General features: G+C 44.3%; 25 protein-coding genes. 8 read left to right on the forward strand and 17 right to left on the reverse strand.

Annotated elements, in window-relative coordinates:
• The first annotated feature begins 18 nt into the window (after positions 1 to 18).
• The 4 genes from MZ182_RS19165 to dolP all read left to right on the forward strand — a co-directional run bounded on the left by MZ182_RS19165 (position 19) and on the right by dolP (position 3,441).
• Positions 19 to 1,869, forward strand: a complete 1,851-nt coding sequence (locus MZ182_RS19165; protein WP_014611719.1) for a penicillin-binding protein activator — start codon at positions 19 to 21, stop codon at positions 1,867 to 1,869.
• On the forward strand, positions 1,866 to 2,192 hold the full coding sequence (locus MZ182_RS19170; RefSeq protein WP_115016881.1) for a YraN family protein: 327 nt from the start codon (positions 1,866 to 1,868) through the stop codon (positions 2,190 to 2,192). Before MZ182_RS19165 ends, MZ182_RS19170 begins: the two co-directional genes overlap by 4 nt.
• A 92-nt stretch (positions 2,193 to 2,284) precedes the next feature.
• Positions 2,285 to 2,878, forward strand: coding sequence for a phosphoheptose isomerase (locus MZ182_RS19175; protein WP_011791066.1), 594 nt, complete (start codon positions 2,285 to 2,287; stop codon positions 2,876 to 2,878).
• Entirely contained in the window at positions 2,875 to 3,441 is a 567-nt protein-coding gene (gene dolP, locus MZ182_RS19180) for a division/outer membrane stress-associated lipid-binding lipoprotein (RefSeq protein WP_011791067.1), read from the forward strand. The genes MZ182_RS19175 and dolP overlap by 4 nt, the downstream gene beginning before the upstream one ends.
• A 20-nt stretch (positions 3,442 to 3,461) precedes the next feature.
• Here dolP and MZ182_RS19185 read toward each other — a convergent pair whose 3' ends face one another.
• Positions 3,462 to 4,385 carry a DMT family transporter gene (locus MZ182_RS19185; protein ID WP_025008212.1) on the reverse strand — a complete coding sequence of 308 codons (924 nt, stop codon included), beginning with the start codon at positions 4,383 to 4,385 and terminating at the stop codon, positions 3,462 to 3,464.
• 119 nt (positions 4,386 to 4,504) lie between these two features.
• Here MZ182_RS19185 and MZ182_RS19190 point away from each other — a divergent pair, with 119 nt between their 5' ends.
• Complete coding sequence (locus MZ182_RS19190; protein WP_025008213.1) at positions 4,505 to 5,377, forward strand: LysR substrate-binding domain-containing protein; 873 nt, start codon at positions 4,505 to 4,507, stop codon at positions 5,375 to 5,377.
• Positions 5,378 to 5,446: 69 nt separating this feature from the next.
• On the opposite strand, the gene trpS is transcribed toward MZ182_RS19190, so the two are convergent.
• From trpS to rpe, 3 genes are read right to left on the reverse strand one after another with little or no spacing between them, the layout of a single operon-like run.
• A complete protein-coding gene (gene trpS, locus MZ182_RS19195) occupies positions 5,447 to 6,445 on the reverse strand; it encodes a tryptophan--tRNA ligase (RefSeq protein WP_011791070.1) in 999 nt (332 codons plus the stop codon).
• A gap of 44 nt (positions 6,446 to 6,489) precedes the next feature.
• Positions 6,490 to 7,170 (reverse strand): phosphoglycolate phosphatase, encoded by a 681-nt coding sequence (locus MZ182_RS19200; RefSeq protein ID WP_248069464.1) that lies wholly within the window; start codon positions 7,168 to 7,170, stop codon positions 6,490 to 6,492.
• Between the two features lie 4 nt (positions 7,171 to 7,174).
• Positions 7,175 to 7,849 (reverse strand): ribulose-phosphate 3-epimerase, encoded by a 675-nt coding sequence (rpe, locus tag MZ182_RS19205; protein WP_014611722.1) that lies wholly within the window; start codon positions 7,847 to 7,849, stop codon positions 7,175 to 7,177.
• Between the two features lie 266 nt (positions 7,850 to 8,115).
• Here rpe and MZ182_RS19210 point away from each other — a divergent pair, with 266 nt between their 5' ends.
• Both MZ182_RS19210 and MZ182_RS19215 read left to right on the forward strand, forming a co-directional pair.
• On the forward strand, positions 8,116 to 8,481 hold the full coding sequence (locus MZ182_RS19210) for a hypothetical protein (RefSeq protein WP_011791073.1): 366 nt from the start codon (positions 8,116 to 8,118) through the stop codon (positions 8,479 to 8,481).
• The gene (locus tag MZ182_RS19215) at positions 8,481 to 8,666 is read left to right on the forward strand and encodes a DUF2970 domain-containing protein (protein ID WP_011920194.1); all 186 of its coding nucleotides are present in this window, start codon (positions 8,481 to 8,483) and stop codon (positions 8,664 to 8,666) included. The genes MZ182_RS19210 and MZ182_RS19215 overlap by 1 nt, the downstream gene beginning before the upstream one ends.
• A 17-nt stretch (positions 8,667 to 8,683) precedes the next feature.
• On the opposite strand, the gene MZ182_RS19220 is transcribed toward MZ182_RS19215, so the two are convergent.
• From MZ182_RS19220 to MZ182_RS19260, 9 genes are all read right to left on the reverse strand, one after another.
• A complete protein-coding gene (locus MZ182_RS19220) occupies positions 8,684 to 9,523 on the reverse strand; it encodes a Dam family site-specific DNA-(adenine-N6)-methyltransferase (RefSeq protein ID WP_011791074.1) in 840 nt (279 codons plus the stop codon).
• A gap of 48 nt (positions 9,524 to 9,571) precedes the next feature.
• A complete protein-coding gene (locus MZ182_RS19225) occupies positions 9,572 to 10,963 on the reverse strand; it encodes an AAA family ATPase (protein ID WP_248069466.1) in 1,392 nt (463 codons plus the stop codon).
• Positions 10,964 to 10,981: 18 nt separating this feature from the next.
• Positions 10,982 to 12,061 (reverse strand): 3-dehydroquinate synthase, encoded by a 1,080-nt coding sequence (aroB, locus tag MZ182_RS19230; RefSeq protein ID WP_025008215.1) that lies wholly within the window; start codon positions 12,059 to 12,061, stop codon positions 10,982 to 10,984.
• A 5-nt stretch (positions 12,062 to 12,066) separates the two neighbouring features.
• The gene (gene aroK, locus MZ182_RS19235; protein WP_011791077.1) at positions 12,067 to 12,582 is read right to left on the reverse strand and encodes a shikimate kinase AroK; all 516 of its coding nucleotides are present in this window, start codon (positions 12,580 to 12,582) and stop codon (positions 12,067 to 12,069) included.
• 216 nt (positions 12,583 to 12,798) lie between these two features.
• On the reverse strand, positions 12,799 to 14,850 hold the full coding sequence (locus MZ182_RS19240; RefSeq protein ID WP_011791078.1) for a type IV pilus secretin PilQ: 2,052 nt from the start codon (positions 14,848 to 14,850) through the stop codon (positions 12,799 to 12,801).
• A 21-nt stretch (positions 14,851 to 14,871) separates the two neighbouring features.
• Positions 14,872 to 15,387, reverse strand: a complete 516-nt coding sequence (locus tag MZ182_RS19245; protein WP_025008216.1) for a pilus assembly protein PilP — start codon at positions 15,385 to 15,387, stop codon at positions 14,872 to 14,874.
• Positions 15,387 to 16,013, reverse strand: coding sequence for a type 4a pilus biogenesis protein PilO (locus MZ182_RS19250; RefSeq protein ID WP_011791080.1), 627 nt, complete (start codon positions 16,011 to 16,013; stop codon positions 15,387 to 15,389). Before MZ182_RS19250 ends, MZ182_RS19245 begins: the two co-directional genes overlap by 1 nt.
• Positions 16,010 to 16,594, reverse strand: a complete 585-nt coding sequence (locus MZ182_RS19255; RefSeq protein ID WP_248069468.1) for a PilN domain-containing protein — start codon at positions 16,592 to 16,594, stop codon at positions 16,010 to 16,012. Before MZ182_RS19255 ends, MZ182_RS19250 begins: the two co-directional genes overlap by 4 nt.
• Positions 16,582 to 17,661, reverse strand: coding sequence for a pilus assembly protein PilM (locus MZ182_RS19260; protein ID WP_025008218.1), 1,080 nt, complete (start codon positions 17,659 to 17,661; stop codon positions 16,582 to 16,584). The genes MZ182_RS19255 and MZ182_RS19260 overlap by 13 nt, the downstream gene beginning before the upstream one ends.
• A 188-nt stretch (positions 17,662 to 17,849) precedes the next feature.
• Between MZ182_RS19260 and MZ182_RS19265 the strand changes: the two genes are divergently transcribed.
• Positions 17,850 to 20,369 (forward strand): penicillin-binding protein 1A, encoded by a 2,520-nt coding sequence (locus MZ182_RS19265; RefSeq protein ID WP_011920198.1) that lies wholly within the window; start codon positions 17,850 to 17,852, stop codon positions 20,367 to 20,369.
• Positions 20,370 to 20,451: 82 nt separating this feature from the next.
• On the opposite strand, the gene argH is transcribed toward MZ182_RS19265, so the two are convergent.
• From argH to argB, 4 genes are all read right to left on the reverse strand, one after another.
• Positions 20,452 to 21,819: an argininosuccinate lyase gene (argH, locus tag MZ182_RS19270; protein ID WP_248069470.1), complete on the reverse strand. Its 1,368-nt coding sequence runs from the start codon at positions 21,817 to 21,819 to the stop codon at positions 20,452 to 20,454.
• A 92-nt stretch (positions 21,820 to 21,911) separates the two neighbouring features.
• Positions 21,912 to 23,135, reverse strand: coding sequence for an argininosuccinate synthase (locus tag MZ182_RS19275; RefSeq protein WP_248069472.1), 1,224 nt, complete (start codon positions 23,133 to 23,135; stop codon positions 21,912 to 21,914).
• A gap of 59 nt (positions 23,136 to 23,194) precedes the next feature.
• Entirely contained in the window at positions 23,195 to 24,100 is a 906-nt protein-coding gene (locus MZ182_RS19280) for an ornithine carbamoyltransferase (protein WP_248069474.1), read from the reverse strand.
• Positions 24,101 to 24,112: 12 nt separating this feature from the next.
• Positions 24,113 to 24,895, reverse strand: a complete 783-nt coding sequence (gene argB, locus MZ182_RS19285) for an acetylglutamate kinase (protein WP_248069476.1) — start codon at positions 24,893 to 24,895, stop codon at positions 24,113 to 24,115.
• Positions 24,896 to 24,905 lie beyond the last annotated feature (10 nt).

Here is a 24,905-nt window from a genome sequence, read left to right on the forward strand (position 1 = left end):
TTACCAGAGTGAAGCCCAGTGTTAAAAAGCCTGAATACAACTAAGTTCGTTTCCGTGGCCATTTTATCGGCAATTCTAGCGGGTTGTGGCACTTCTACGCCCACAACCTCGACTGGAACAGCCTCCACAGCGGTCACCTCTTTAGCCTCTGCTCCTTTGGCGCCCAATGTATATTTAGCACAGGCAGCCAATAGTCAGGACGCACAGCAACGAGATACCAATCTGCTACTTGCAGCGCATGCGTATATTAATGCTAACGATTATGCCACTGCGCAAAAACTGCTTAAGTCGATGCAACCTAGCTTAACGCAGACTCCAACGCTATTAGCAGAGCACAAATATCTCACCGCTCGAGTGCTTGAGCATACCTCGACCTATACTGATGCGCTCAATATATTAAATTATCCTAGCACTTGGAGCCTGCCGAAATGGCAGATGGTGGCATATCACCAGTTTAAAGCTCACTTATATCAACTCAATAAGCAGCCCATTGAACAAGTACGTGAGCTAAGTTTACTCACGACCTATTTACCCTCTGCAGAGGCGAACGAAGTCAATAATAAAATTTGGCAAGTGCTACAGCCTATGCATGAACAAACGCTGCAAAATTTTACCCGTGATACTAAGAGCCCGATCTTTGCAGGCTGGTTACAACTAGCCTATATCGCAAAGCATTATGCCGTCGATCCGACCCAATTAGTGCGCTACTTAGGTGAATGGCAGAAACAGAACCCTTATCATCCTGCTGCCGCCAAATTGCCAGCAGACTTAGATAGAGCACTTAATGCTAAGCCTTTTTCACCCAAGAATATAGCGGTGCTATTACCACTCACAGGCTCAAGAGCCAATGCCGCCAATGCAATTCGCCAAGGCATATTAGCCAGTTACATGGCCAAACCTAACGAACAAGTTGCCGTCAATTTTTACGATACCGCCAATGATGCAGTATCCGCTTACCAGCAAGCGGTTGCCGCTGGGGCGGAGTTTATTATTGGCCCACTATTGCCGAACGAAATCGATCAGTTACAAGCAATGCCAACAGCCACTGGAGCGGTGTCAACAAGCACATCTATTCCGCAGTTATTTTTAAATCAGACCGACAAGTTAGTACCTGAGGCCAACAAATTCTACTTCGCCCTCTCACCCGCACAAGAAGCCGCTGACGCCGCAGCACGTATGTATCAAGATGGCGTAACTATGCCGTTATTGCTTGCCAGCAATGATGCCATTGGTAAGCGCATGGCCGAGAGTTTTATCCAAGCGTGGAAGAAAAAGAGTGACACTCCCATCGAAGTTTATTACTACGATAGTGGAGATAAAATGCGTACAACCGTACAAGATGCCCTCGGGGTTCGCGATAGCCAAGAACGCATTGCCCGTATCAAGGAACTCCTTGGCAACTCAGTACAAGCCGATTTTCGGTCACGCCAAGATATCGATGCGATTTATATGATATCAACGCCGCAGGAGCTAACACTGCTCAAAGCCTTTATTGATGTTAACTTTAGCGTTTTTACTCAGCCAGTGCCTTTGTACACATCGAGTCGTAGTCGTATCGATAATGAATCGAGCCAAACCGCGCAGGATTTAAATAATCTCACCATGAGCGATGCCCCTTGGCTAATGCAAAATGGTGAAGAAAACCTGATGGTCAATACCCTGTGGACGGGTTGGAACAATGGCCAGAAGCGTTTGTTTATCATGGGTTATGACGCGATGGATTTAATTAGCAAATTAGCCCAAATGCGCTCATTCCCAGGATATCAATTTAACGGCCGCAGCGGTGTTTTATCAGTCAACCCAGACGGAGTGATTAACCGCCAGTTAAGCTGGGGACGATACCAAAGAGGCAGTTTTCGTCAGCTATGATACTCGGACAAGTGGCAGAAACGCTCGCCCAAAGTCACCTTGAACAACAAGGGCTCACTTTTGTCGAACGTAATGTCCGCTATCCATTTGGCGAAATCGATTTGGTGATGCGCCATAAAAACCATTGGGTATTTGTTGAGGTGAAATATCGCTCTGCAACCCAGTATGGGGGCGCACTACAAGCTGTAAGTAAGGCGCAAATAGGCCGTATACGTCTGGCTGCTAGCCATTATTTACAAATTCATCGGCTCGATGTGCCCTGTCGTTTCGATGTTGTGGCAATTGAAGGCCATCAAATCCATTGGCTAGTCGATGCCTTTTAAACATCGGCATGAATTATTTTTAACGCTTATGCCTCAACTCGCCCGAGAAATTATGGCATGATAGTAACACTTTATCCTGAAAGGATTTATCCATGTTAGAACGCATTAAAGACAGTTTTACTGAGTCAATCCAGACCAAAATCGATGCAGCCGAAGCGCTGCCTGAATCTATCGCTAAAGCGGCCGAGATGATGGTGCACTGTCTTTTGGGTGGCAATAAAATCCTCGCCTGCGGGAATGGTGGTAGTGCTGGCGATGCACAGCATTTTTCGGCCGAACTGTTAAACCGCTATGAGATTGAGCGTCCACCCTTACCGGCTATCGCCCTGTCTACCGATACTTCAACCATCACAGCTATCGCAAACGACTATAGCTATGACGAGATTTTCTCAAAACAAATCTTAGCCTTAGGTCAACCAGGTGACATCCTGCTGGCGATTTCTACCAGTGGAAACTCAGGTAATGTGATTAAAGCAATGGAAGCAGCACTTAGCCGCGATATGACCATTGTGGCCCTAACAGGTAAGGACGGCGGTGCGATGGCAGGCCTATTGAGTGTTGGCGACGTAGAAATTCGTGTCCCATCTAATGTTACCGCGCGTATTCAGGAAGTACATTTACTGGTGATCCATTGCCTGTGTGACAATATTGACCGCACACTCTTCCCGCAGGACGAGCAACAATGAGACACGCTGCCCCACTGTTAATGGTTTGCTTGCTGCTACAAGGCTGTGCCGGTGCCGTTATGGTGGGTGCAGTCAGTGGCGCCATGGTCGCTAATGATGAACGAACGGTAAAGACTCAGCTTGATGATACCAATACTGACTTTAAAATAACGAGCGCACTGCTAGAGCAAGAAGATCTTAAAAAACAGACTAATATCACTGGTGTATCGGTAAATGGTAATGTGCTGATGATAGGTCAAGCACCAAACTCAATGCTCCGAGACAAAGCAATTAAGGTTGTGCAAGATCTAAAGCTAGGTGGCAAAATTCACAATCAGATCCGTATTGGTAATCCAACTTCTTTCACGACACGCAGCAACGATACTTGGGTCACCACCAAAGTGAAGGGGCGCATGCTCAATGAAAAAGGGTTAGACGTGACTCGCATTAAGGTCATTACCGAAAATGGCGAAGTCTTCTTACTTGGAGTCATCCATCGTTCGCAGGCAGATTTAGCTGTAGAGATAGCCCGTAATACCGCAGGCGTACGTAAAGTGGTTAAAGTATTTGAATATATTGAATAACATTATCGCGCCTAGGTGACTTATCGCTTAGGCTCGCCCTCAACACTTTCAAGTCGCAAAGGCTCCACCAGCAAAGCATCAACACTGCGGCGCCCAGGCTTATTCATTAACATACCTATCCAAGGTAAAAACAAGGATGGCAGCACAATCAATGCCGCCCCAAACCAGCTTAAACTATCTAACCACTCATCGAACAATAACCAACCTAAAAACACGATAAATAACAGCCCTGTATATTCGGCAATCGCAATATCACTCGCCTGTGCCTTACGATAAGCCAACACACAAAACCAATGATAAATCAGTAAAAAAGCATTACTCAATAAGGCGACCCCTAACAACGCCCAACTGAATCCCTGCAAACCTTGGAAAGCGGTTATCAACAAAGTGGCTGGTATACCTAAGAGGTTATAAAGCATTAAAGTGAGTACAGGATGTTCCGTATTGGGTACTTTTTTTAGCGTGAGTTGATTCACTGCAAAAGTAAACGCAGAAAAGAGTACGGCAAGACCGAACCAATTCATTTCACTCGGGCGCAGAATAATCACAATGCCCACAAACCCTAACAGGGTACAGAATACCTGCCCTGTGGTAATGCGCTCCTTAAGAAACCAATATCCCATAAGGATGATCATCAGCGGTGCCGAGTAAAACAGCGAGCTCACGGTCGCAAGTGGCAACGCCATTAAACCAATAATTAAAAAAAGCGCGCCAACTGAGCCTATGTTGGCACGCCAAAGGTGAACTGAAATATGTGTCGTCATGGGCCGCTGTGCATATAACCATACGGGCAGCAGCATAAAGACAGAAGTGATTTGCCTGACAAGGAGAAAAGTTGCAGCGTTAGCATCATCGGGTAACCATTTGATAGATACATCGTAAAAGGCACTGAATAGATTACCCACTATCAATAAAATCAAACCGATAACAACAGGGCGTTGCATTTTTAACTTCCACAAATCTCGATGGCAGCATGATAATCCCCACAAAACTTAAGCTGAAATGATGCTTTCTCATGCTAGATGAATTAGATTCATACTAAATTTTTTACATATTGAAAATAATGAGAAAGCTTCCACCATTACGTGCATTGCAGGTATTTGAAACCGCTGCCAGACAGCAGCATTTTTCAAAAGCGGCCGATGAGCTATGCATTACCCAAAGTGCAGTTTCACATCAAGTGCGAGTATTGGAAGAATATTTTGGTGAGCAATTATTTGATCGCCAAGGCCGTAAGTTGCAATTAACACCCAAAGGCCAAGGATTATTCATCGAGTTAGAGCGCATTTTCAATGAGCTAAGTGACCTTAATCTTAAGGTGAAGGACACACCCAATAAGCAATTATGCTTAGCGGTTTATAGCTCCTTCGCAGTGAAATGGTTGATCCCTCGGCTTGCGGATTTTCGCCGCCAGTACCCGAGTGTGAAGATCCGCCTTGAGATGATCACCCAAGATCCTGATCTCAGCACCAGCACAGCGGATATTTTTATCGCCGGAAAACTCAACCAGCGAGGGTATTGGCAGCAGTTACTACATAAGGAACGCCTGATCACTGTGTGTAGCCCAAGCTTTTACCCCAAATGGCGTGAAATCCACCTCAATAATTTTCAGCAGCAAGCTCTATTAGTCGTGGATGAAGGGCCGCTCGGACTTGATTGGCATAAATGGTCATCAGCACATCAAATCCCGCTTAATAACGAACAACAGCATGTATTTAGCCATATCGTCATGGCGATTGAAGCCGCCATTGCCGGTCAAGGTTTAGCCCTTGCACCGGATTTTATGGTAGCGGGTGATATTGCCACAGGGCGTTTAGTCGCGGTGAATTTACCCGATGTGCATACGGGTTTTGAATTTACTTTTTTTTGTAAACAACGCCGCTTATCTGAACCTGCAATTGCAGCTTTCTCATCTTGGCTTAAATCACAAGCCTAATACCGATTTACAAAGACAAAAAAGCCGACTTATGTCGGCTTTAAATTCAATGGGTTGAGGTAAGTTTAGTTACACTAATAAACCAATTTTCTCATAGACTTTTTTCAGCGTCACTTCGGCGCGCGCCTGTGCATTCTCGGCGCCCGCTTTCATCACTTGATCTAAGTAAGCGCGATCGGCTCGAATTGCGCGGTAACGCTCCTGCAGTGGCTCTAACATCCCCACAACCGCTTCACCTGCTGCTACTTTTAAGTGTCCATACATTTTGCCTTCAAACTCGGCTTCTAGGCTGGCAATACTTTGCCCTGTCACACCCGACATTAAACTCAGTAGGTTAGAAACGCCCGGTTTATTATCCAAATCGAAACGTACGACTGGCGGCTCATCGCTATCCGTCATGGCTTTTTTCAGCTTTTTCAGCACTGATTTTGGATCTTCTAGCAGGCCGATAACGTTATTACGGTTTTCGTCTGACTTAGACATCTTCTTCAGCGGCTCCTGCAGCGACATCACCTTAGCACCATGTTCAGGGATAAATGGCTCAGGAATGGTAAAAGTGTCACCGTAGGCATTATTAAAGCGAGTCGCGATATCGCGTGTTAACTCGAGGTGTTGTTTCTGATCTTGGCCAACGGGAATTTCGTTCGCTTGATAAATCAAAATATCCGCCGCCATCAGAACCGGGTAGCCAAACAAACCCACGTTGATGTTGTTAGCATGCTTTTGTGACTTATCCTTAAACTGCGTCATGCGGCTCAACTCACCCATTTGGGTATAGCAGTTTAATGCCCAGCCCAATTGGGTGTGCTGTGGTACCTGAGATTGGATAAACACTGTGCTTTTTTTAGGATCCACACCACAGGCCAAATACAGGGCCAAGGTATCCAAACACGCTTCGCGCAGCGCCTTAGGATCTTGGCGAACAGTAATGGCATGCAAGTCGACCACACAATACAAGCAATCGTGGCTATCTTGCATCGCAACCCATTGACGCAATGCACCCATGTAGTTACCTATGGTTAATTCGCCGGACGGCTGTGCACCGCTGAGTACTATGGGTTTGGTCATTACGTCATTGCTCCACTATCTATAAATAAAAAGAATCGATTAAATTAACGCGTTGTTGGATTTATCCAGTTCAAAATATCACTAAATTGCTCGCAGACAGCATCTGGGCCTGCGAGCCCAATATCTTCACCGTAGTTATAGCCGTAGGTCAAGCCGATTGATGCAACACCTGCCGCTTTCGCCGCTAAAATGTCATTTTTAGAGTCGCCAACCATCAATAACTCCGCTTTATCTAACTGCCATTCCTTCAGTAGGTGCTGCAGCGGTAAAGGATCAGGCTTCATCTTTGACAGCGAATCACCGCCTAATACCAAGCTAAAAAAGCTGTTTATATTGAAGGCTTCAAGCAAAGGTAACGTAAAGCGGTAGGGTTTATTAGTGACAACCGCTAGCTTAAAACCTGCATCGAACAGGGTTTGCAGCACTTGATGCACATCCCCATAGAGCGCACTGTGCTTCTCAAGGTTCTCTTGGTAGTGATGCATAAAAATTGGCATCGCCGCATCAAGTGCAGCCTGCTCTACGTCGGTACCGAGTGCATTAGTCATGGCGCGGCGCATTAACATTTCAGCGCCATTACCAACCCAAGTACGCACTTGTGCCTCAGAACACGTTGCTAAACCAAGTTCAGCTAAAGCCTCTTGGGTCGCTACTGCAAGGTCAGGAACACTATCAATTAATGTTCCATCAAGATCAAACGCGATTGCCTTAATTTGTTCCCACATGCGACTATGCCCCAACTTTAGCCAGTTCGGCACGCATCTCATCAACAACGGCCTTATAATCGGGCTTGCCGAAAATAGCCGAGCCCGCCACAAACATATCGGCACCCGCCGCAGCGATTTCGGCGATATTGTCGACCTTCACACCACCATCGACTTCTAAACGAATATCAAAACCACTGGCATCAATACGCGCACGCACTTGGCGCAGCTTATCTAAGGTTGATGGAATAAAGGATTGACCACCAAAACCAGGATTCACCGACATCAATAGGATCACATCGAGTTTATCCATCACATGGTCGAGGTAATGCAATGGCGTCGCAGGGTTAAATACTAAGCCCGCCTTACAACCTGATTCTTTGATCAATTGCAGTGTACGGTCGACATGCTCAGAGGCTTCTGGATGGAAAGTAATGATAGAAGCGCCAGCCTTAGCAAAATCAGGCACGATACGGTCAACGGGTTTCACCATAAGATGTACATCGATATCGGCGGTAATGCCATAATCACGTAGGGCTTTACACACCATAGGGCCAATCGTCAGATTAGGCACATAGTGATTATCCATCACATCAAAATGCACTACGTCAGCGCCCGCATCTAATACGGCTTTAACATCATCCCCTAAACGGGCAAAATCGGCGGATAAAATCGATGGAGCAATTAAGAATGGACGCATAAAACACTCGCTGTAATTGAACAAAAAGTGCTTCATTTTACCCTTAGCTAGGCTAAGCCTCTATAGCTAAAGCCACATTTATGGTAATTGAATGGATTATGGCGTCAGAGGAATGCCACACGAATAATACACACGCTTTGCAAAAAAGTATGGTTAAGAAACGAGATATTCAAACATTTCTGTAGTGATTGATAAATTATTGTTCATAAACTAAGCGAGTTTGTTATACTCGATGCGCTGCGCTGGGTTATGTTAAAGGAAGTATTATGAAAGGACGGTTAAATCATTTCTCAAACTTACTAGGTTTAGTCACATTTAAGTCATCAATGATGTTAGCATTCACGGCTGTCGTTGTTGCCTCATTAGCCTTTGGTGCGCAAAAACTCACTGACAATACTGAAACCACCGCCTGCGCTTGCAGCAGTGACACTCGCTATAACAACTCTTTGCCAAGCAGCCATCCCAACAACCGCTGTGCTAATCAAGCGCAACCTTTAAGTTGGACAACGTGGCTTACGGGTAAAAATCGTTCAAGTCAGTTTCACTTCGTTGATCTGCTTGAATTATTATATGGGCATAAAGATAAGCCTATCGATGATATGAAACCCACCAATTCACAACTCTCATACTAATGATCAACCGCATTTGGCAAATATTTCAGAGTACCTTGGCGGCCTTTTTCGGAGTGCAGTCGGATAAAAACCGCACAAAAGACTTTCAAACTCATTCACCACTACCTTATATTGTGATGGGTATAGTGTTAGCTATAATTTTAGTGGGGAGCCTTATATTACTTGTAAGTCAAGTGCTTAGCTAATGCAATTACCGCTAATATTACTCATCCTGTAGATCATAGTTTTCATCGTATAGCGCCATCAATTCGTCCACTTTATTACGGCTACTGCCGTTTTGGCTAATGTTGCGCTGTACTTGAAGCTTTGCGAGGTGAGCACCACGATATAGCTCCCGCGTTAAAGGAATGTCATGGTTGCTGATTAGCACAGGAATACCACGTTCAAGCGCAGTGTGCCGTGAATGTCGAGCGAGTAAAGCCTGATCATCTAGGCTAAAACCCGCTCCAACGTAAGTAGTAAAACTGGCAGTGGTTGATAAAGGTGCATAGGGTGGGTCGCAATAAATCACATCACCAGTACGAATTTGTTCAAATGCCTTTTCATAACCAATGCATTTAAACTCAGCACGTTGAGCCTTTTCAGAAAAAGCCCAAATCTCCTTTTCAGGAAAATAAGGTTTTTTGTAAGAACCAAAGGGCACATTAAACCCACCCTTGCGATTATAACGGCATAATCCATTAAACCCATGACGATTGAGGTAAAGAAAATAAACTGAACGTATGAAGGGATCACGGGTTTTATTAAACTCTGTACGCACCCTGTAGTAAGCATCCTTCTGGTTCATCTCATCGACAAACATCTTTCTCGCAGCGGAAATATATTCGGCAGGTTTTTCTTTTACAATTTTATAGAGTTCGATCAGATCCTGATTTATGTCACAGAGTAAATAGCTTGGATAATCCGTATTTAAAAACACCGAACCAGCGCCTACAAATGGCTCAACTAAACGGTCTCCCGCAGGTAAATAGTTCGTTAACTCATCCACCAACTTAAATTTTCCGCCAGCCCATTTTAGGAAGGCTCTATGTTTTTTAATCATTTAATTTGATGAATACCGACATAAATAAAGGTCACGATTGTACTCTGTTTATTCTGAGATTTCACGATTTGGGAGACTTTCTTGTAGCTGATATTCGCGCAGTTCCGCCCATTTTCTGACCCAAGGCTGTTCGAGGCGATACTGCTTAGCTAATTGCGCGGCAGCGCTCTGTGCTGATTGATGATTGCTATAGTGACCAACGAATACCACCCAACGTTGTTTATACTTTGCAACCCTTACTCCTTCGACTCCTTCAATCATTTTTAAAGTCGAACGTAGTGAACGCAATTGTGAAACACTGGCCACTTGGATGGTATAACCCTTAGTTGGTTTATGGAGCGTCATTAATGTGGCATTTTGCGTTATCTTCACTTCGGCCGTTTTGGGTTTAACAGATGCTGATGTCGCACTGTTCGACGCCACTGTCGCTCCCTTGCTACTCGCCTCATCAATAGGAGATTGAATTGATATATCGGACTCCATTTGTGGAGTCTCGCCATGAAAACTCGCTAAAGGATCTGGTGGTACAATCTCTTCTGCTTCAATCTGTGAAAGCCTAAGCTGCTCGGCACGTTGGCTAAAATAAAGCGCTAGCCGGTGTTGACCATGGGCAAGGAATTCGGGTGAGTCCATCGCTGGATAGGTTATAGGTTCTAAGGTGAGCCCAGAGTGAGGAAGCTGAGTTACCACTCCCCAAGCCGCTAACACAAGCAACACACTAACAAAGCTAATGGATAGTGCTTTATATTTTTTCCAAGAAAAGTTTGGCTTAGGCTTACCATGGAGAGCAAGCTCAAGTAAATTAACCACTTCCTGTGGAGTACCCGTTTGTGTTTCGAGTTGAGCACGCACTATATCCCTTGGTGTAAACGGGTTTTGGTCACTATATCTAAGCAATGTTTGGTACAAGGCTTCACGCTCAGGTAGTGTTAATGGCTCAATGCTGACAGGTAAAACTTGCCGCCTTAATTGCTCAGGTAACTGCGGCAATAAATCCGCTAAAAATGAAGAGGGCACAGTGAGAGTAACCGCTATCCGCTTACCCGCACATTGGATTTGATTCAGAATAATACATTCAGCCCATAACTCTTTAGAAAGCAAATGAGCGTCATCAATAATGATATGTAAGGGTTTAGTTTGTGTGGGCGCAACACGTAATAGCGTTTCCCCAAGCGGGATATCATCATCAAATATCGGCGATGAAATTAATTGCACCAATATTTTCCGGCGAATTTCAGCATTATCTGCATGCATTGGGCAAATGACTAACGCGGCATTTGACTCATCAAAATCTGTTGCCAGCGCAGTAACAAGCGTGGTTTTACCTGAACCTTGAGCACCAGAAAGCACCAGTAGCTGGTCGCTATAACTGGCAATATGATGTAATCGTTGTATAAGCGCTTCCTGAGAAGGAAGCAAGACTAGCCCCTGAAATGTCACTCACTCACCACACAATGTTTATGCGCAGCAAATAACCTGTTCAAGGGTAGATTCAGTGACCTGACTAAATACATCCGCTTGACCAATTCCGGTCGGAAGCACCAGTCGAATCTGACCACCTAACACTTTCTTATCGCGTCGCATATGTTGAATGAAACTGTCGAAATCCATAGATTCCGGCGCACTCACTGGAAGATCGAAAGCTTGGAGTAACTGCACAATACGACAAACTATTGACTCATCAATCAGTCCCAGTGACCTAGCCGTTTGTGCAGCAAGGACTGTGCCAGCAGCAACAGCCTCACCATGAAGCCAGTTGCCATACCCCATTTCAGCTTCAATAGCGTGACCAAAAGTGTGTCCAAGATTTAACAAAGCACGAACACCCTGCTCAGTTTCATCTTGGCTGACAACGTCGGCCTTTATCTCACAGCAACGAGAAATAGCGTACACTAACGCTTCTGTTTCTAATCTCTTTAATGCCTGCACATTATTTTCAAGCCATTGAAAAAATTCGCCATCCCACATAATGCCATACTTAATAACCTCCGCCATCCCTGCCGCAAACTCACGTGCAGGTAATGTGTGAAGACATTGAGTATCGATCAACACCAACTGTGGCTGATAAAAAGCCCCAATCATGTTTTTACCTAATGGATGATTTACGGCAGTTTTACCGCCAACAGAAGAATCGACTTGCGATAATAATGTCGTTGGGATTTGGATAAAATCGATACCACGTTGATAACACGCAGCAGCAAATCCTGTCATATCACCAATCACGCCGCCACCCAAAGCCACCAGCACAGAATCTCGACCATAATTCCGCTGCAATAATGCAGTAAAAATAGCGTCTAAATGTGCTAAGTCTTTGAATTGCTCGCCATCAGGAAGAATGACGCTCTCAACCTCACCAAAAGAAACCATCACTTCTTGTATCTGATTAAGATATAAGGGCGCGACGGTTTCATTGGTAACGATAAGGATACGTTTTTTAAGCAGGTAGCGAGACAGTGCCTCGCTATCATTCATCAAATTCTGGCCAATATAAATGGGGTAACTACGTTCACCTAAATCAACCTGAATTTGCTTCATCATTCTGCCTAGAAACCTAATTTCTCAATGATCTGATTTGCAACGATTTTTGCACTTTGATCATCGGTTTTAACGATCACATCGGCAATTTCTTCGTATAACGGGTTACGGATCTCTGCAAGACTCTCCAACACTTCTCGAGGATCATCTACTTGCAATAACGGGCGTCGCTTGTCTCTTTGAGTACGAGCGACCTGTTTGTCGATAGTGGTTTCCAGATAAACAACAATCCCACGGGCAGATAGATGATTACGGATATCTTTGCTTTGTACTGAACCACCACCGGTGGCAAGGACAATACCTTGTTTTTCAGACAAATCAGCAATAACCTGAGCTTCACGGCGGCGGAAACCTTCTTCGCCTTCGACGTCAAACACCCAAGCAATATCAGCGCCTGTGCGTTGCTCAATCTCTTGATCTGAATCGTGGAATTCTAAATGCAGCATTTGCGCCAGATGGCGACCAATTGTGCTTTTACCTGCGCCCATAGGGCCTACCAGAAAAATATTACGTTTTTCAGCCATTTCTTGTACGTCTGAATCTTATTGAAAAGTATGCCGATATCGACTCATGATCAAGCCGACCTATATGTTACCTTGCTCTTATGAGACTTGACCGCGGATTATCTCAGTTTAAGGTCTACTATGGCAAGTCATGTGCGCTATTTATACTAAGAATTGTATTTCAGATACGGTAAAGCCAGCAAGTGTTGCTGGCTTTATTCAAAGTACAACAGCGAGTTAGAGCTTTTCATCCACAATTTTAGGTGTCACAAAAATCAGTAGCTCTTGACGCTCATTTTTATCTGTTGTGTTTCTAAACAAAAAACCTACTAGGGGAATATCGCCTAAAACAGGCACTTTGCTAACGCGACTGATAAGATTCTGTTGGTAAATACCACCGAGCACGATGGTTTCACCATTATTAACCAACACTTGTGTACCGATACGCTGAGTATCAATCGCAACCGCAGGCCCTGTGGATGTAGGAACCGTTTTCCCTTCAGAATCTTGCGTAATTTCTAAATCTAAAATCACTCGATTATCAGGAGTGATTTGCGGTGTCACACGCAATGATAATACTGCTTTTTTAAAGGTGACGGATGTGGCACCACTTGAGGTTGATTGCACATACGGGATTTCAATCCCCTGCTCAATGTATGCCGCTTTTTGATTAGAAGTCGTAATGCGTGGACTAGCAATAATTTCGCCTTTATTTTCTTGCTCAAGCGCACTCAGCTCGAGATCTAAAATAGTACCGTCGGCTAATTTGGCAACATGGAATGCAATGCTCGCTGCACTATCAACTTGTGCAGGTAAATTGACGTTTAGTCGATCACCAATACTAGGAACAATACCATTGGCGATATCTTGAGCGCCTTCTAAGGAACCTGATGAACCTTTATTGCCTTGCTGATCGGTTATGCCCCAGCGTATACCTAAATCTTCTGACACATTATCTTTAACTGTCACCATACGTGACTCAATCAACACTTGGCGGATCGGAATATCCAGCACCTCCACTAAACGATGAATATTTTCTATGATTTCAGCGGTATCTTTTACAAGTACAGTATTTGTCCGTTCATCTACGGCCACTGAACCCCGTGGGGATAGCAGACTCGAATCCGCACTCTTAAGTAATTCAGCTATATCAATCGCTTTGGCATAATTGATCTGTAAATATTCAGAATAGAGAGGAGCTAACTCTTTAACCTCTTGTTTATTCTTAAGGTTTTGACTCTCTCGGATGGCCAGTTCCTCACTTGGAGCCACCATTAAAATGTTACCTTCAATACGCTTATCTAGTCCCTTAGTTTGTAATATTAAATCTAATGCTTGATCCCAAGGTACATCATCAAGTCTAAGGGTAATATTGCCCTCAACAGTATCACTGGTCACGAGATTGAAATTATTATAATCAGCAATAATCTGTAGTACTGTTCGAACAGAAATATTTTGGAAATTAAGGGATAAGGTTCTTCCGTTGTATTTTTTTACTTCTTTTGTTGCTGCAACCCGCTCAACTTTATTTATTGAGAGTCTAAATATATTATCTTCCTGTTTATAATTGAAATCGTAGTTACCTGAAATATCAACTAATATTCGCGTAGTTAAATCTTCCTTGAAGGTTTCAAAACTTTTTACTGGTGTTGAAAAATCCTGCACATCCATCACATAAAGCAGATCATTATTAATGTCGGTATTAAATAACTTTATCTCAAGCTTAGCGCCAATTTGTTCAACATTGGCAGCGACTGAGCGATTATTTAAATAGACTAGTAATTCGCCACCACCATTTGCATTACGGCGAAAATCGATATTTTTAATGCTATTAACAAAAGGATTTTCACTAAATGGCTTTGCACTAGCGACTTCATCATTGATCGTTAAACGGTAAGAGTTACCTATCACAGCACCTTGATACGGCTTCACTTTAGATAAGCCTAAGGCAACTTTTAGTTGAGAATCCTGTTGTTCTGTTCTTATTTCATTTACACCCACTTGATTAATGGGCAAGCGGTCTTTAGATAAACCCGAAATACTATTATCGAATATTAAAACCAACTCGGCTGGCGATGCATTAGAATCAATGACTGGTGGCATTACTGCATCTTCAAAAACTAACTCAACCTCTAACTGACGATCAACTAAAGCATGATATTTAACATCTAATAATCGATTGGCAGCAAAACTCGATGGCAATATGCCAAATACGAATACGATCCCAATAACAGGCTTAATTAAACCTGAGAGAATTAATGGCATTTTGATCGCAGCAGAAGATTTCATTATTCCTTCATCCTTCGCTCGTTATTCTCCGGAAAGTTCTAATTTATTGAGTCGTTCAGACCAACAACCAGAACCATCAGGAATTAATTCTATTACTTCAACAGCTTGTGAAGTCACCTTGGTTACACGCCCATTAAACAATCCTAAGTACTCACCGACACCGATACGATATACACTGGCGTCATTTGTTTCGATAAGTGCCCAAGTCATATCTGCCTCGCTTAAGGTGCCGCGCATTTTTAAATTATCAATGGCATAGGTCTCTAAGCGACTTTTACGACGTTTTAAATCTGGTTGTAAGCAGTTCTTGCTAGTATCAACCACTTCTTCCGTTAACTCACGAGAAGGTGGAACAAAAGGGCTTCGCAGCAACTCAGCTTGATAAGCAAAATGTTCAAACTTTGGAGGTTCTTTTAGCGCCGGTATATGAGCAACATGCTGTGCCTTAGTCGTAGTAACAAATAGCTCTAAATCACTACGATCACCAATACAACCCATCAAAAAAAGGCTTAACACTAGTAAGGGAAATAATTTCATCATTTTTTACCCTTATTATCCGATGTCTTTTCGGGTGGTAATTCAGCTCCTTCCTTAAAGCGATAGGTTTTTGCTAAAATATCCATCGCTAAATTACCTAAGTCATCCCGTTTAATCGTAAAATCGTGAAGACTAACAATTCGTGGTAATTTTGCGACACCACTGACCATATTGCCCAGCTGGTGATAATCCCCAGTAACAGACATTTTAATAGGAAACTCAATATAAAAATCACGCTGAATTTCGGGTTCCCAGTTTAAACTCTTAATTCTTAATCCTGCATCCGTTGCAACAAAAGTCAGATCATCGAGCAAACCTGGCATTTCATTTTCAGACGGTAACATTTTAAGCAATTCAGCAAATTGCACTTCCATGATAGCTAACTGTTCGCGATAGAGTTTCAAATTTGCCGCAAGTTGATATTTATTTTTAAAGTCATCCCGTAACTGCACCTCTTTATTTTGCTCCGCGCTATACAAATCAACAGCATCTGCTATCACAAGAAAATAACCCGCAGCAAAAACACAAAGCGCTAATAATATTGCAAAAAAAGTTTTTACTTGATTAGGCCAACCACCAATATTCTCAAAATCGATGTCATTAAACTGACTAAGATCGAGTTTCATTTACTCGCTCCTTGCGCCACTTTTACAGGGTCATCAGCAATCGCACTTTTGACACTCACTCGTAAATTAAACCGCTGTAATTGTCTTAATTCATCATCTTGGGTCACGATAGATTGCATATTCGGATCGGTTAACCATTCTGATGCTTTAACTTTACGCATCATATTCGCTACGTTATTGTTGGATTCACTCCGACCTTCAATGAGTAATAGACTGCCCTTTTTCTCAATACTTGAAAGGTATATTCCAGCGGGTACTACACGCACCAACTCATCTAAAACATGGGTTGGTAAATTACGAGATTGTTGGAGGTTAAGAATAATCTCGGTACGACGCTCTATGTCTTTTTTCCGCTCGGTGATCTTTTTAATTTCAGCGATTTGAGTTTCAAGTAATTGAATTTCTAATTGTAGGTAAGCATTTCGCCCACGCTGCTCATCGGTCATCATTTCAAGCAAAGACAAGGCGATATACACTAGAATAGCTGCGCCTAAAAAAACCAGAGCCAAGATACCGATATAGTCACGTTTGTGCTTTTCTCTTGCCTCTTCACGCCAAGGGAGTAGGTTTATGTTCGCCATTGACCGTAACTCCTCAGTGCTAAGCCGCAGGCAACCATATATTTACTGATGTTAGGTTGCAGGATATGTTTGATTGATTCGTCTGCGTGTAAACATCCTTGAAAAGGATCGGCGATGATAGTATGAACACCTAATTCATTAATTAATAAATTAGCCATTCCTTCCAACTTAGAGGTCCCACCACATAAAACCAGATAATCGACTTTATCTCTACCGCTGGATGTACAATAGATTTGCAGCGTACGTTTTATTTGTTGTAGTAGCTGAGTTTGAAAAGGTGATAACACTTCAAACATATAATTACGTGGTAAGTCACCTTCTATCTTGGCTTTTTCCGCTTGTTCATAGGACATACCATAAAAGGACAGTATTGACTGAGTAAACAACTCACCACCAAAGGCTTGTTCACGAATAAAGGTTGTTTCACCAGACTCTACTACAGAAAAAGTCGTCATATTGGCGCCAATATCAACCAGTGCAACGGCTTTTTGCCTCGCTCCTTCTGGTAACTGACCTAGGATTAACTCTGCAGAGCGCCCAAGTGCATATCCCTCAACATCAACAACTTTCGTCTCAAGTTCAACCGTATCTAATGCATCGACTCTGACATCTATATTATCGGTACGACAGGCGCTCAATAGCACATCAACCTTAGAAGGATCGGTACTATTTACATTGAGGGTTTCAAAATCAATGCTCACTTCATCTAGGGAATAGGGAATTAAGTTATCGGCTTCTATTTCTATCTGGGCTTCCATTTCTTCCTCGCTCAGCGAAGCATCCATATAGATAACTTTTGTCATCACTGCTGAACCAGATACAGCAACAGCCGCATATTTCACCGATTTAGGTAAGATACGCTTCACTTGCCTTAAACATTCAACAACGGCATCAACATCACGAATATCATGATCGTTGATGGCCCCCTTTTTTACAGGGACCGCTGCATGACTGAGTATTTTGTATCCATCAGCAGTCTTACCCAGCAAAATGGCCTTAACTTCATGTGAACCAATGTCGATTCCCACCATCTGCGGAGCCTGACGCTTCCATAAATTTGAAAGCATAGTCCGTTGTCACTTTTTAGTTATCATTCCGTTAAAGAGATTAGCACAAAATCAATTTGTTATACTTATTTGGATAAAATGTTTCAATATTTTACACAGGCTATTTTATGAACATCACGTTTTTACTTCACCAAGACGTGCGCGCCTTATATACTGTCGCACTTAACTGAACATTAGGAACAATTTAGGTGAAGTGGTTAAAACGTATTGTTATAGCTCTATTTAGTCTAGCCCTTCTGGGTGTAGGCGCCATTGTTGCAGCATACTTTTATGTTTTGCCGGATTTGCCGGATGTTTCGACACTAAAAAATGTGCAATTACAAACACCTTTGCGCATTTATAGCAGCGACGGCAAGCTCATTTCTCAGTTTGGTGAAAAGCGTCGTATTCCATTAAAGTTGGAAGAAGTCCCTAAACCGCTGTTGCAAGCCTTCCTTGCAACAGAGGATGCACGTTTCTATGAACACGGCGGAATCGATCCTGTTGGTGTTATTCGTGCTGCGGTCGTCATGTTAACTACAGGCGAAAAGAAACAAGGTGCAAGTACGATCACTATGCAGGTGGCGCGTAACTTCTTCTTAACCCGTGACAAAACCATTATTCGTAAAGTGAAGGAGATTTTTATTTCCTATCACATTGAGCAACTGCTAACCAAAGATGAAATCCTCGAACTCTATGTTAACCGCATTTATTTAGGTCAAAGAGCCTATGGTGTTGGCGCTGCAGCTCAAGTGTATTTTGGTAAAAACGTACAAGATCTCAGCCTATCCGAAATGAGTATGATTGCGGGTTTGCCTAAGGCTCCCTCAACACTTAACCCTATTACGTCACATTCACGCGCATTGGCTCGCCGCAATGTGGTGCTAATGCGAATGAATGAAGTCGGTTACATCAATCAAACTGAGTACCAACTGGCTCTGCAAGAACCTTTAGTCGCTAAATACCATGGCGCTGAAATTGATCTCTATGCGCCGTATATTTCGGAAATGGCGCGGGATTATATGGTACAAAAATATGGTGAAGAAGAGGCCTATACCAATGGGTATAACGTCTACACCACGATTTCATCGGATCTGCAGTTACTCGCACAACAAGCTTTACGTAATAATGTATACGCCTACGATGAACGCCATGGTTATAGAGGTGCCGCAGCAGTGCTGTGGACAGGAACCAGGCCAGATAACACCCAAATTCAAGCTGAACTAGCTAAGATCACGCCTGTACAGGAATTACACCCTGCTGCGGTGTTAGGTCTTAATGGTCAGCAAGCAAGCGTATTAACCGCCAAAGGTGAAACCAAAGTCATCAACTGGGATGGATTAAAGTGGGCGCGCAAATTCATTACCGATAAACGTCAGGGTAGCGTTCCTAAAACGGCTGCTGATGTGCTAAATGTGGGTGAACGTATTTGGATCCGCGATAACGGTCAATATTTACAGTTGTCCCAAGTACCAGAGGTTGCGAGTGCCACTGTATCACTCGATCCACAAAATGGCGCTATTCGTACCTTGGTTGGTGGCTATAGCTTTAGCCAAAGTCAATATAACCGAGTGACCCAAGCAAAACGTCAATTAGGCTCAAACATCAAACCTTTCATTTATGCTGCTGCGTTAGAGAAAGGCTTTACCTTAGCAACCTTAATCAACAATGCGCCAATTAATAAACCCGATATCAGCCAAGGCACCGCATGGCGGCCTAAAAACTCGCCTGATATCTATGGCGGCCCAACTCGTTTACGTGTGGGTTTAGCACAGTCGATCAACGTAATGTCAGTTCGTGCGATGCGCCATATTGGTTTAGATGCTGCGATAGCTGAACTGGTAAAATTTGGTTTTAATCCAAACGATCTACCCCGCAACGAATCTTTGGCCTTAGGTTCTCCTTCGGTAACTCCACTACAAGTTTCTACTGCGTTTAACGTATTTGCCAATGGAGGCTACTTAGTTGAACCTTTCTATATTGACCGTGTAGAAGACTCTTTTGGCAATGTCATCGAGAAAGCGAATCCAACCTTAGCTTGCAAACCAAGCAACACAGCGGCACCGCAGTCAAATGACCCGATGAATTTTGGCAATGCAGATTTAGCAACAGACGAACCTATTGCATATTGCTTTGGACAAACAGGCCGTTATGCACCACAAATTATTTCTGAACAGGTTGCATTTCTTATTACTGAAGCCCTGAAGAGTGTTATCTGGGGTGGCGGCGATTGGAGTAAAGGCACTGGCTGGCAAGGTACGGCTTGGCGTGCTGCGCAGTTGATTAAACGACACGATATTGCAGGTAAAACAGGTACAACTAACGAATCACGTGATACTTGGTTCAGTGGTTTTAGCCCTGCACTTACCAGCACTTTCTGGGTTGGATTTGATGATCATGGTAGACAATTAGGTAGAACCGCTTGGAATGCCAATGGCGAAAAAGATCAAATCACGGGAGCAGAAGCTGGAGCAAAAACCGCAGGGCCAGGCTGGAACGAGTTTATGAACGGTGTCTTAAAAGGTACACCTGAAGCAACTTTGATCCCACCTGAAGGTATTGTCTCAGTACGAATCGATTTAGCGACAGGTAAACTCACCCGAAAAACTGACTATACCAGTGCGTTCGAGTACTTCATTTCGGGTACCGAACCGAAGGAATACATCAGTGAAACGCAAGATGAAAATAGCCTCTTTATCGAATCACCAACGGATGATTTATTCCAATAGGCTTCATCTTTTTTGTGATAACAATGAATAACCAATAAAAAACGCGACTTAGGGTCGCGTTTTTTATTGTCTTAAGTATGCCTTAGCGTGCTTTCTTGGCAGCAATAGCCTGTTGAATTTGTGGCAAAGCAGTACCGCCGAGTACATCGCGTTTCGCCAAACAGGCTTCAATAGTCAGGTTGGGATAGACATCCTCCTCAATGATAGCGGCAAAAGTTTTTAATTCGGCCAAGGAGAAATCCTCGAGCGGAATTTGCTTCGCTATCGCTGCTACGACGACTTCACCCACTACGTGATGCGCCTCTCTAAAAGGCATCCCTTTAGATACTAGATAATCGGCCAATTCAGTAGAGTTGGCATAACCTTGCTGCGCGGCTAACAGCGCATTAGGGCGATTAACCTTCAAGCCAGATAACACTAACACCGCCATATCGAGGCAAATTGCCCAGCTATCGATCACATCAAACAGGCCTTCTTTATCTTCCTGCATATCTTTATTGTACGCCAAAGGCAGCGCTTTCATCGTAGTGAGAATGCCCACTAAGCTGCCATAAACCCGGCCGGTTTTACCACGGATAAGCTCTAATGCGTCTGGATTTTTCTTCTGTGGCATCAGGGATGAACCTGAGGTCACTTCATCACTCAAGGAAATAAAGTTCGCTTCACCTGAGTTAAAGAAAATCAAATCTTCAGCCATACGGCTTAAGTGCATCATGCTGATTGAGGCGGTTGAACAAAGTTCTACCACGTGATCTCTGTCTGATACGCTATCTAAGCTATTCAGCGTTGGCGAGGCAAAATTCAACGCTGCAGCCAGTGCATGTCGATCCATTTTGTAGGCTGTGCCAGCAAGGGCACCCGAACCTAATGGGCAAGTATTCGCGCGAGTTAACGCATCGGCTAAACGGCTGATATCCCGCTCAGTCATTTCCACATAGGCCAAACACCAGTGGCCAAATGTCACAGGTTGCGCACGCTGCAAGTGAGTGTAACCTGGCATTACCGCATCAAATTCACGCTCAGCCAACGCCAGTAATTCAGCATGTAAGCCTTGAAGACGTGCGAGTAATGCTTTGCCTTCGGATTGACACCAAAGCTTTAAATCGGTGGCAACTTGATCGTTACGGCTACGGCCAGTGTGCAGTTTTTTACCAAGATCGCCTACTTTGGCAATCAAAGCTGACTCGACGAAGCTGTGAATATCTTCGGCGCCCGAGGTGAGAATAATCGCTGGATCGCCCTGTACTTCCACTAGCAGCTCATTAAGCGCTTGTTTTAAGTCACTGCATTCAGTTGCGGTGATAATACCAACGCTGGCAATCGCATCCGCCCAAGCAATAGAGCCGACCACATCTTGCTCAAACAAACGGTAATCCACAGGCAACGAATCGTTGAATAATTTAAATAGCGCGCTAGTTTCGCCTTGAAATCTTCCACCCCATAAAGCCATGCTCAATCCCCTCGGTCACTGCTTTTAATACGTTAAAGCCATTAAAACTTAAGATATAAAAAAGGGCGCTAGGCGCCCTTTCTGTCTGCCTATTACTTAGCGTTGAGCGCGCGGATGCGGCTCGCTAGTGAGTACAGGCGGATAAAGCCTTCTGCGTGTTTTTGATCGTACACTTGGTCTTCACCGAAGGTCGCAAACGCTTCAGAGTACAGACTGTTTGGCGAGCGCTTCTTAGCGGCAATCGCATGACCTTTGTAGAGTTTAACCACGACTTCACCGTTAACAGACTCGGCTAATGACTCAGATGCTGCCAGCAGAGACTTACACAGCGGGGTGAACCAACGTCCGTCATACACTAGATGCGCCATTTGTGCGCCAACCTGCTCACGCCAAGTACGGCTGGTTTTATCCAGTACTAACTCTTCAATCGCGCGCAGCGCCGCGAACATTACTGTGCCGCCTGGTGTTTCGTAACAACCACGAGACTTCATACCCACTAAACGGTTTTCGGTAATATCGATACGACCCACACCGTGGGGTGCTGCAATGGCATTCAGTTTCATCAGCGCAGCGTATGGCGTTAATGCTTCGCCGTTTACTTTAGTCACACGACCATTTTCGACTTCGAGTGACACGTATTCTGGTTGGTTCGGCGCATCTTCTGGATCGGCAGTCAGTGTCCACACACCTTTACTTGGCTCGTTCCATGGATCTTCTAACTCACCGCCTTCATGGGAAATATGGAAGGCGTTAGCATCACGGCTATAGATTTTAGTCGCTGATGCTGACGTCTTGATATTGCGCTCGGCTAAATAGTCCAACAGATCCTCACGGCTCTGCATAGTCCATTCACGCCATGGGGCAATCACTTTTAAATCAGGTGCTAATGCGGCGAAGCAACCTTCGAAACGCACTTGGTCGTTACCCTTACCAGTACAACCGTGGCACAGGGCATCGGCGCCCACTTTACGGGCCACTTCAACCTGCGCTTTAGCAATAATAGGACGCGCCATTGACGTACCGAGTAAATAAGTGCCTTCGTAAATCGCACCCGTTGCCATAGTTGGGTAGATATAGTCTTTAACAAATTCTTCTTTCAGATCGACGATATGGCATTCTGATGCACCAGAGGCTAAGGCTTTTTCAGTCAAGCCAACGAGCTCTTCTTCGCCTTGGCCGACGTCGGCGCAAAATGCAATGATTTCGCAGTTATCGTAGTTTTCTTTTAACCAAGGAATAATGGCCGAGGTATCTAGACCACCTGAATAGGCTAAAACCACTTTTTTCACGCCAGTATTTTTGTTCTCGATAGACATCTTAAATTCCTATGACTCGTTTCTCTCAAGGAGAAAACAGGCTGCTAAACAGGGTTAATTTAACTAAATAAGGTTACCAGTACTGCATTTTGGGCATGCATCCGATTTTCGGCTTGTTGCAGAATTAAGGATCCTGCACCGTCCATCACTTCATCTGTTACTTCTACACCACGGTGGGCGGGCAAACAATGCATAAAGAAGTTAGCACCCGCTTTCGCCATCAAGGCTTTGTTGACTTGATAAGGTGCAAACTTATCCTTAATCTCCGCTAATGGAGTTGAATCGCCCATTGAAATCCAAGTATCAGTATAAATAGCATCGTGGCCTTCAATCGCATCGATATCTGAGGTCAGCACTATCTTGCCGCCATATCGTTTGGCGAGCTCTTGCACTTCTGCCACTACGTAGCCATCAGGAAAGTGACCCGCAGGGCAGATCACTGTCATGGTGGCACCGAGAATAGCCGCACAATACATCAGCGAGTGAGTGACATTATTACCATCACCAACATAAGCTAATTTAGCTTTGCTGACATCCTCAAACTGCTCTGCCAGAGTTAAAAAGTCAGCTAAGGCTTGGCAAGGATGATAAAGATCTGACAGCGCATTGATCACAGGCACTGAGCCGAACTCGGCTAATTGTTCGATAGTGGTGTGTGAATAGGTTCTCACCACAATTGCGTCGGCCCAGCAGGACAGGTTAGCAGCAAAGTCAGCAACCGATTCCCGTTTCCCCAGCTCACCATTTTGCTGGTCTAGGTATAAACAGTGGCCACCGAGCTTATTAATACCGATATCAAAGCTAACGCGGGTTCTGAGCGAGGGCTTTTCAAATAACATCACCACACTCTTGCCATCCAGCGCATGACGATACTCTGCCGGATTGGCTTTGATCGTTTTTGCCAAGGCAATGAGATCCTGTAACTGCTGCTGGGTTAAGTCTTTTATCGATAGTAAATGCTTCATAACCTACTCCACTTATGGTTGGATTTGTGTTCCTACGGCTTCACCTTTTGCTAATGCGATTAATTGGCTTGCATCACGCCACGAGGCAACTTGTACCGCCTGCCCCATCCACTGCGCGACTTCGAGCGCAGCTTCAACTTTGACCTTCATTCCTTTTTCGATCACACCTTGCTTAACAAGGTCTGCTATCTGCTTGCCATTTAAACTGTGGATGAGCTGGCCTTTACCATCGAGCACCCCAGAAACATCCGACAGTAGCACTAACTTGCCGCCGACTAACTTGGCTAATGCCATCGCCGCTTGGTCAGCATTGACGTTAAGCATTTGACCATCGTCCATCATGGCGATAGAGCTACAAATCGGCATCCAACCTTGCTCAAGGATAAACTTAAGATAAGTGCCATCCTTTGGCGTGACTTCGCCAACAAGGCCTAAACGCTCATCTTTAATCTTAGCCGAAACAGTATTGCCATCGGCAAGGCTCATGCCCACACTCACAATGCCAGCCTTAGTCGCTGCGCCTTGAAGGATTTTGTTCGAAGTGCCCGCAAGTGCGCCGGCAATAATCGGCATTTGCTCGGGCGGAGTCACCCGTAAACCTTCTAACTTGACGGTCTCCATACCGTTTGCTGCTAACTGCTCATCCACCAGACAGCCGCCGCCATGTACCATCAACACTTGCTGACCATTGGCTAACATAGCCGCAGCCGTATCCATCAATCGCGCCATCCCCATTTCACATTGCAGCAGCGCGCCGCCCACTTTAAGCACTAATACTGAGTTGTTTGTAGACATCTTGACGACT

Origin of the sequence: Shewanella sp. JNE2 (genome assembly GCF_023159115.1) — a bacterium.
Lineage (GTDB): Bacteria > Pseudomonadota > Gammaproteobacteria > Enterobacterales > Shewanellaceae > Shewanella > Shewanella putrefaciens.

What these genes read in the sequence shown, in the direction of transcription:
- MZ182_RS19170 (WP_115016881.1), top strand. Translation starts at nt 1,866, where the DNA reads ATGATACTCGGACAAGTGGCAGAAACGCTCGCCCAAAGTCACCTTGAA.
- MZ182_RS19175 (WP_011791066.1), top strand. Translation starts at nt 2,285, where the DNA reads ATGTTAGAACGCATTAAAGACAGTTTTACTGAGTCAATCCAGACCAAA.
- dolP (WP_011791067.1), top strand. Translation starts at nt 2,875, where the DNA reads ATGAGACACGCTGCCCCACTGTTAATGGTTTGCTTGCTGCTACAAGGC.
- MZ182_RS19185 (WP_025008212.1), bottom strand. Translation starts at nt 4,385, where the DNA reads ATGCAACGCCCTGTTGTTATCGGTTTGATTTTATTGATAGTGGGTAAT.
- MZ182_RS19190 (WP_025008213.1), top strand. Translation starts at nt 4,505, where the DNA reads ATGAGAAAGCTTCCACCATTACGTGCATTGCAGGTATTTGAAACCGCT.
- trpS (WP_011791070.1), bottom strand. Translation starts at nt 6,445, where the DNA reads ATGACCAAACCCATAGTACTCAGCGGTGCACAGCCGTCCGGCGAATTA.
- MZ182_RS19200 (WP_248069464.1), bottom strand. Translation starts at nt 7,170, where the DNA reads ATGTGGGAACAAATTAAGGCAATCGCGTTTGATCTTGATGGAACATTA.
- rpe (WP_014611722.1), bottom strand. Translation starts at nt 7,849, where the DNA reads ATGCGTCCATTCTTAATTGCTCCATCGATTTTATCCGCCGATTTTGCC.
- MZ182_RS19210 (WP_011791073.1), top strand. Translation starts at nt 8,116, where the DNA reads ATGAAAGGACGGTTAAATCATTTCTCAAACTTACTAGGTTTAGTCACA.
- MZ182_RS19215 (WP_011920194.1), top strand. Translation starts at nt 8,481, where the DNA reads ATGATCAACCGCATTTGGCAAATATTTCAGAGTACCTTGGCGGCCTTT.
- MZ182_RS19220 (WP_011791074.1), bottom strand. Translation starts at nt 9,523, where the DNA reads ATGATTAAAAAACATAGAGCCTTCCTAAAATGGGCTGGCGGAAAATTT.
- aroB (WP_025008215.1), bottom strand. Translation starts at nt 12,061, where the DNA reads ATGATGAAGCAAATTCAGGTTGATTTAGGTGAACGTAGTTACCCCATT.
- aroK (WP_011791077.1), bottom strand. Translation starts at nt 12,582, where the DNA reads ATGGCTGAAAAACGTAATATTTTTCTGGTAGGCCCTATGGGCGCAGGT.
- MZ182_RS19240 (WP_011791078.1), bottom strand. Translation starts at nt 14,850, where the DNA reads ATGAAATCTTCTGCTGCGATCAAAATGCCATTAATTCTCTCAGGTTTA.
- MZ182_RS19245 (WP_025008216.1), bottom strand. Translation starts at nt 15,387, where the DNA reads ATGAAATTATTTCCCTTACTAGTGTTAAGCCTTTTTTTGATGGGTTGT.
- MZ182_RS19250 (WP_011791080.1), bottom strand. Translation starts at nt 16,013, where the DNA reads ATGAAACTCGATCTTAGTCAGTTTAATGACATCGATTTTGAGAATATT.
- MZ182_RS19255 (WP_248069468.1), bottom strand. Translation starts at nt 16,594, where the DNA reads ATGGCGAACATAAACCTACTCCCTTGGCGTGAAGAGGCAAGAGAAAAG.
- MZ182_RS19260 (WP_025008218.1), bottom strand. Translation starts at nt 17,661, where the DNA reads ATGCTTTCAAATTTATGGAAGCGTCAGGCTCCGCAGATGGTGGGAATC.
- argH (WP_248069470.1), bottom strand. Translation starts at nt 21,819, where the DNA reads ATGGCTTTATGGGGTGGAAGATTTCAAGGCGAAACTAGCGCGCTATTT.
- MZ182_RS19275 (WP_248069472.1), bottom strand. Translation starts at nt 23,135, where the DNA reads ATGTCTATCGAGAACAAAAATACTGGCGTGAAAAAAGTGGTTTTAGCC.
- MZ182_RS19280 (WP_248069474.1), bottom strand. Translation starts at nt 24,100, where the DNA reads ATGAAGCATTTACTATCGATAAAAGACTTAACCCAGCAGCAGTTACAG.
- argB (WP_248069476.1), bottom strand. Translation starts at nt 24,895, where the DNA reads ATGTCTACAAACAACTCAGTATTAGTGCTTAAAGTGGGCGGCGCGCTG.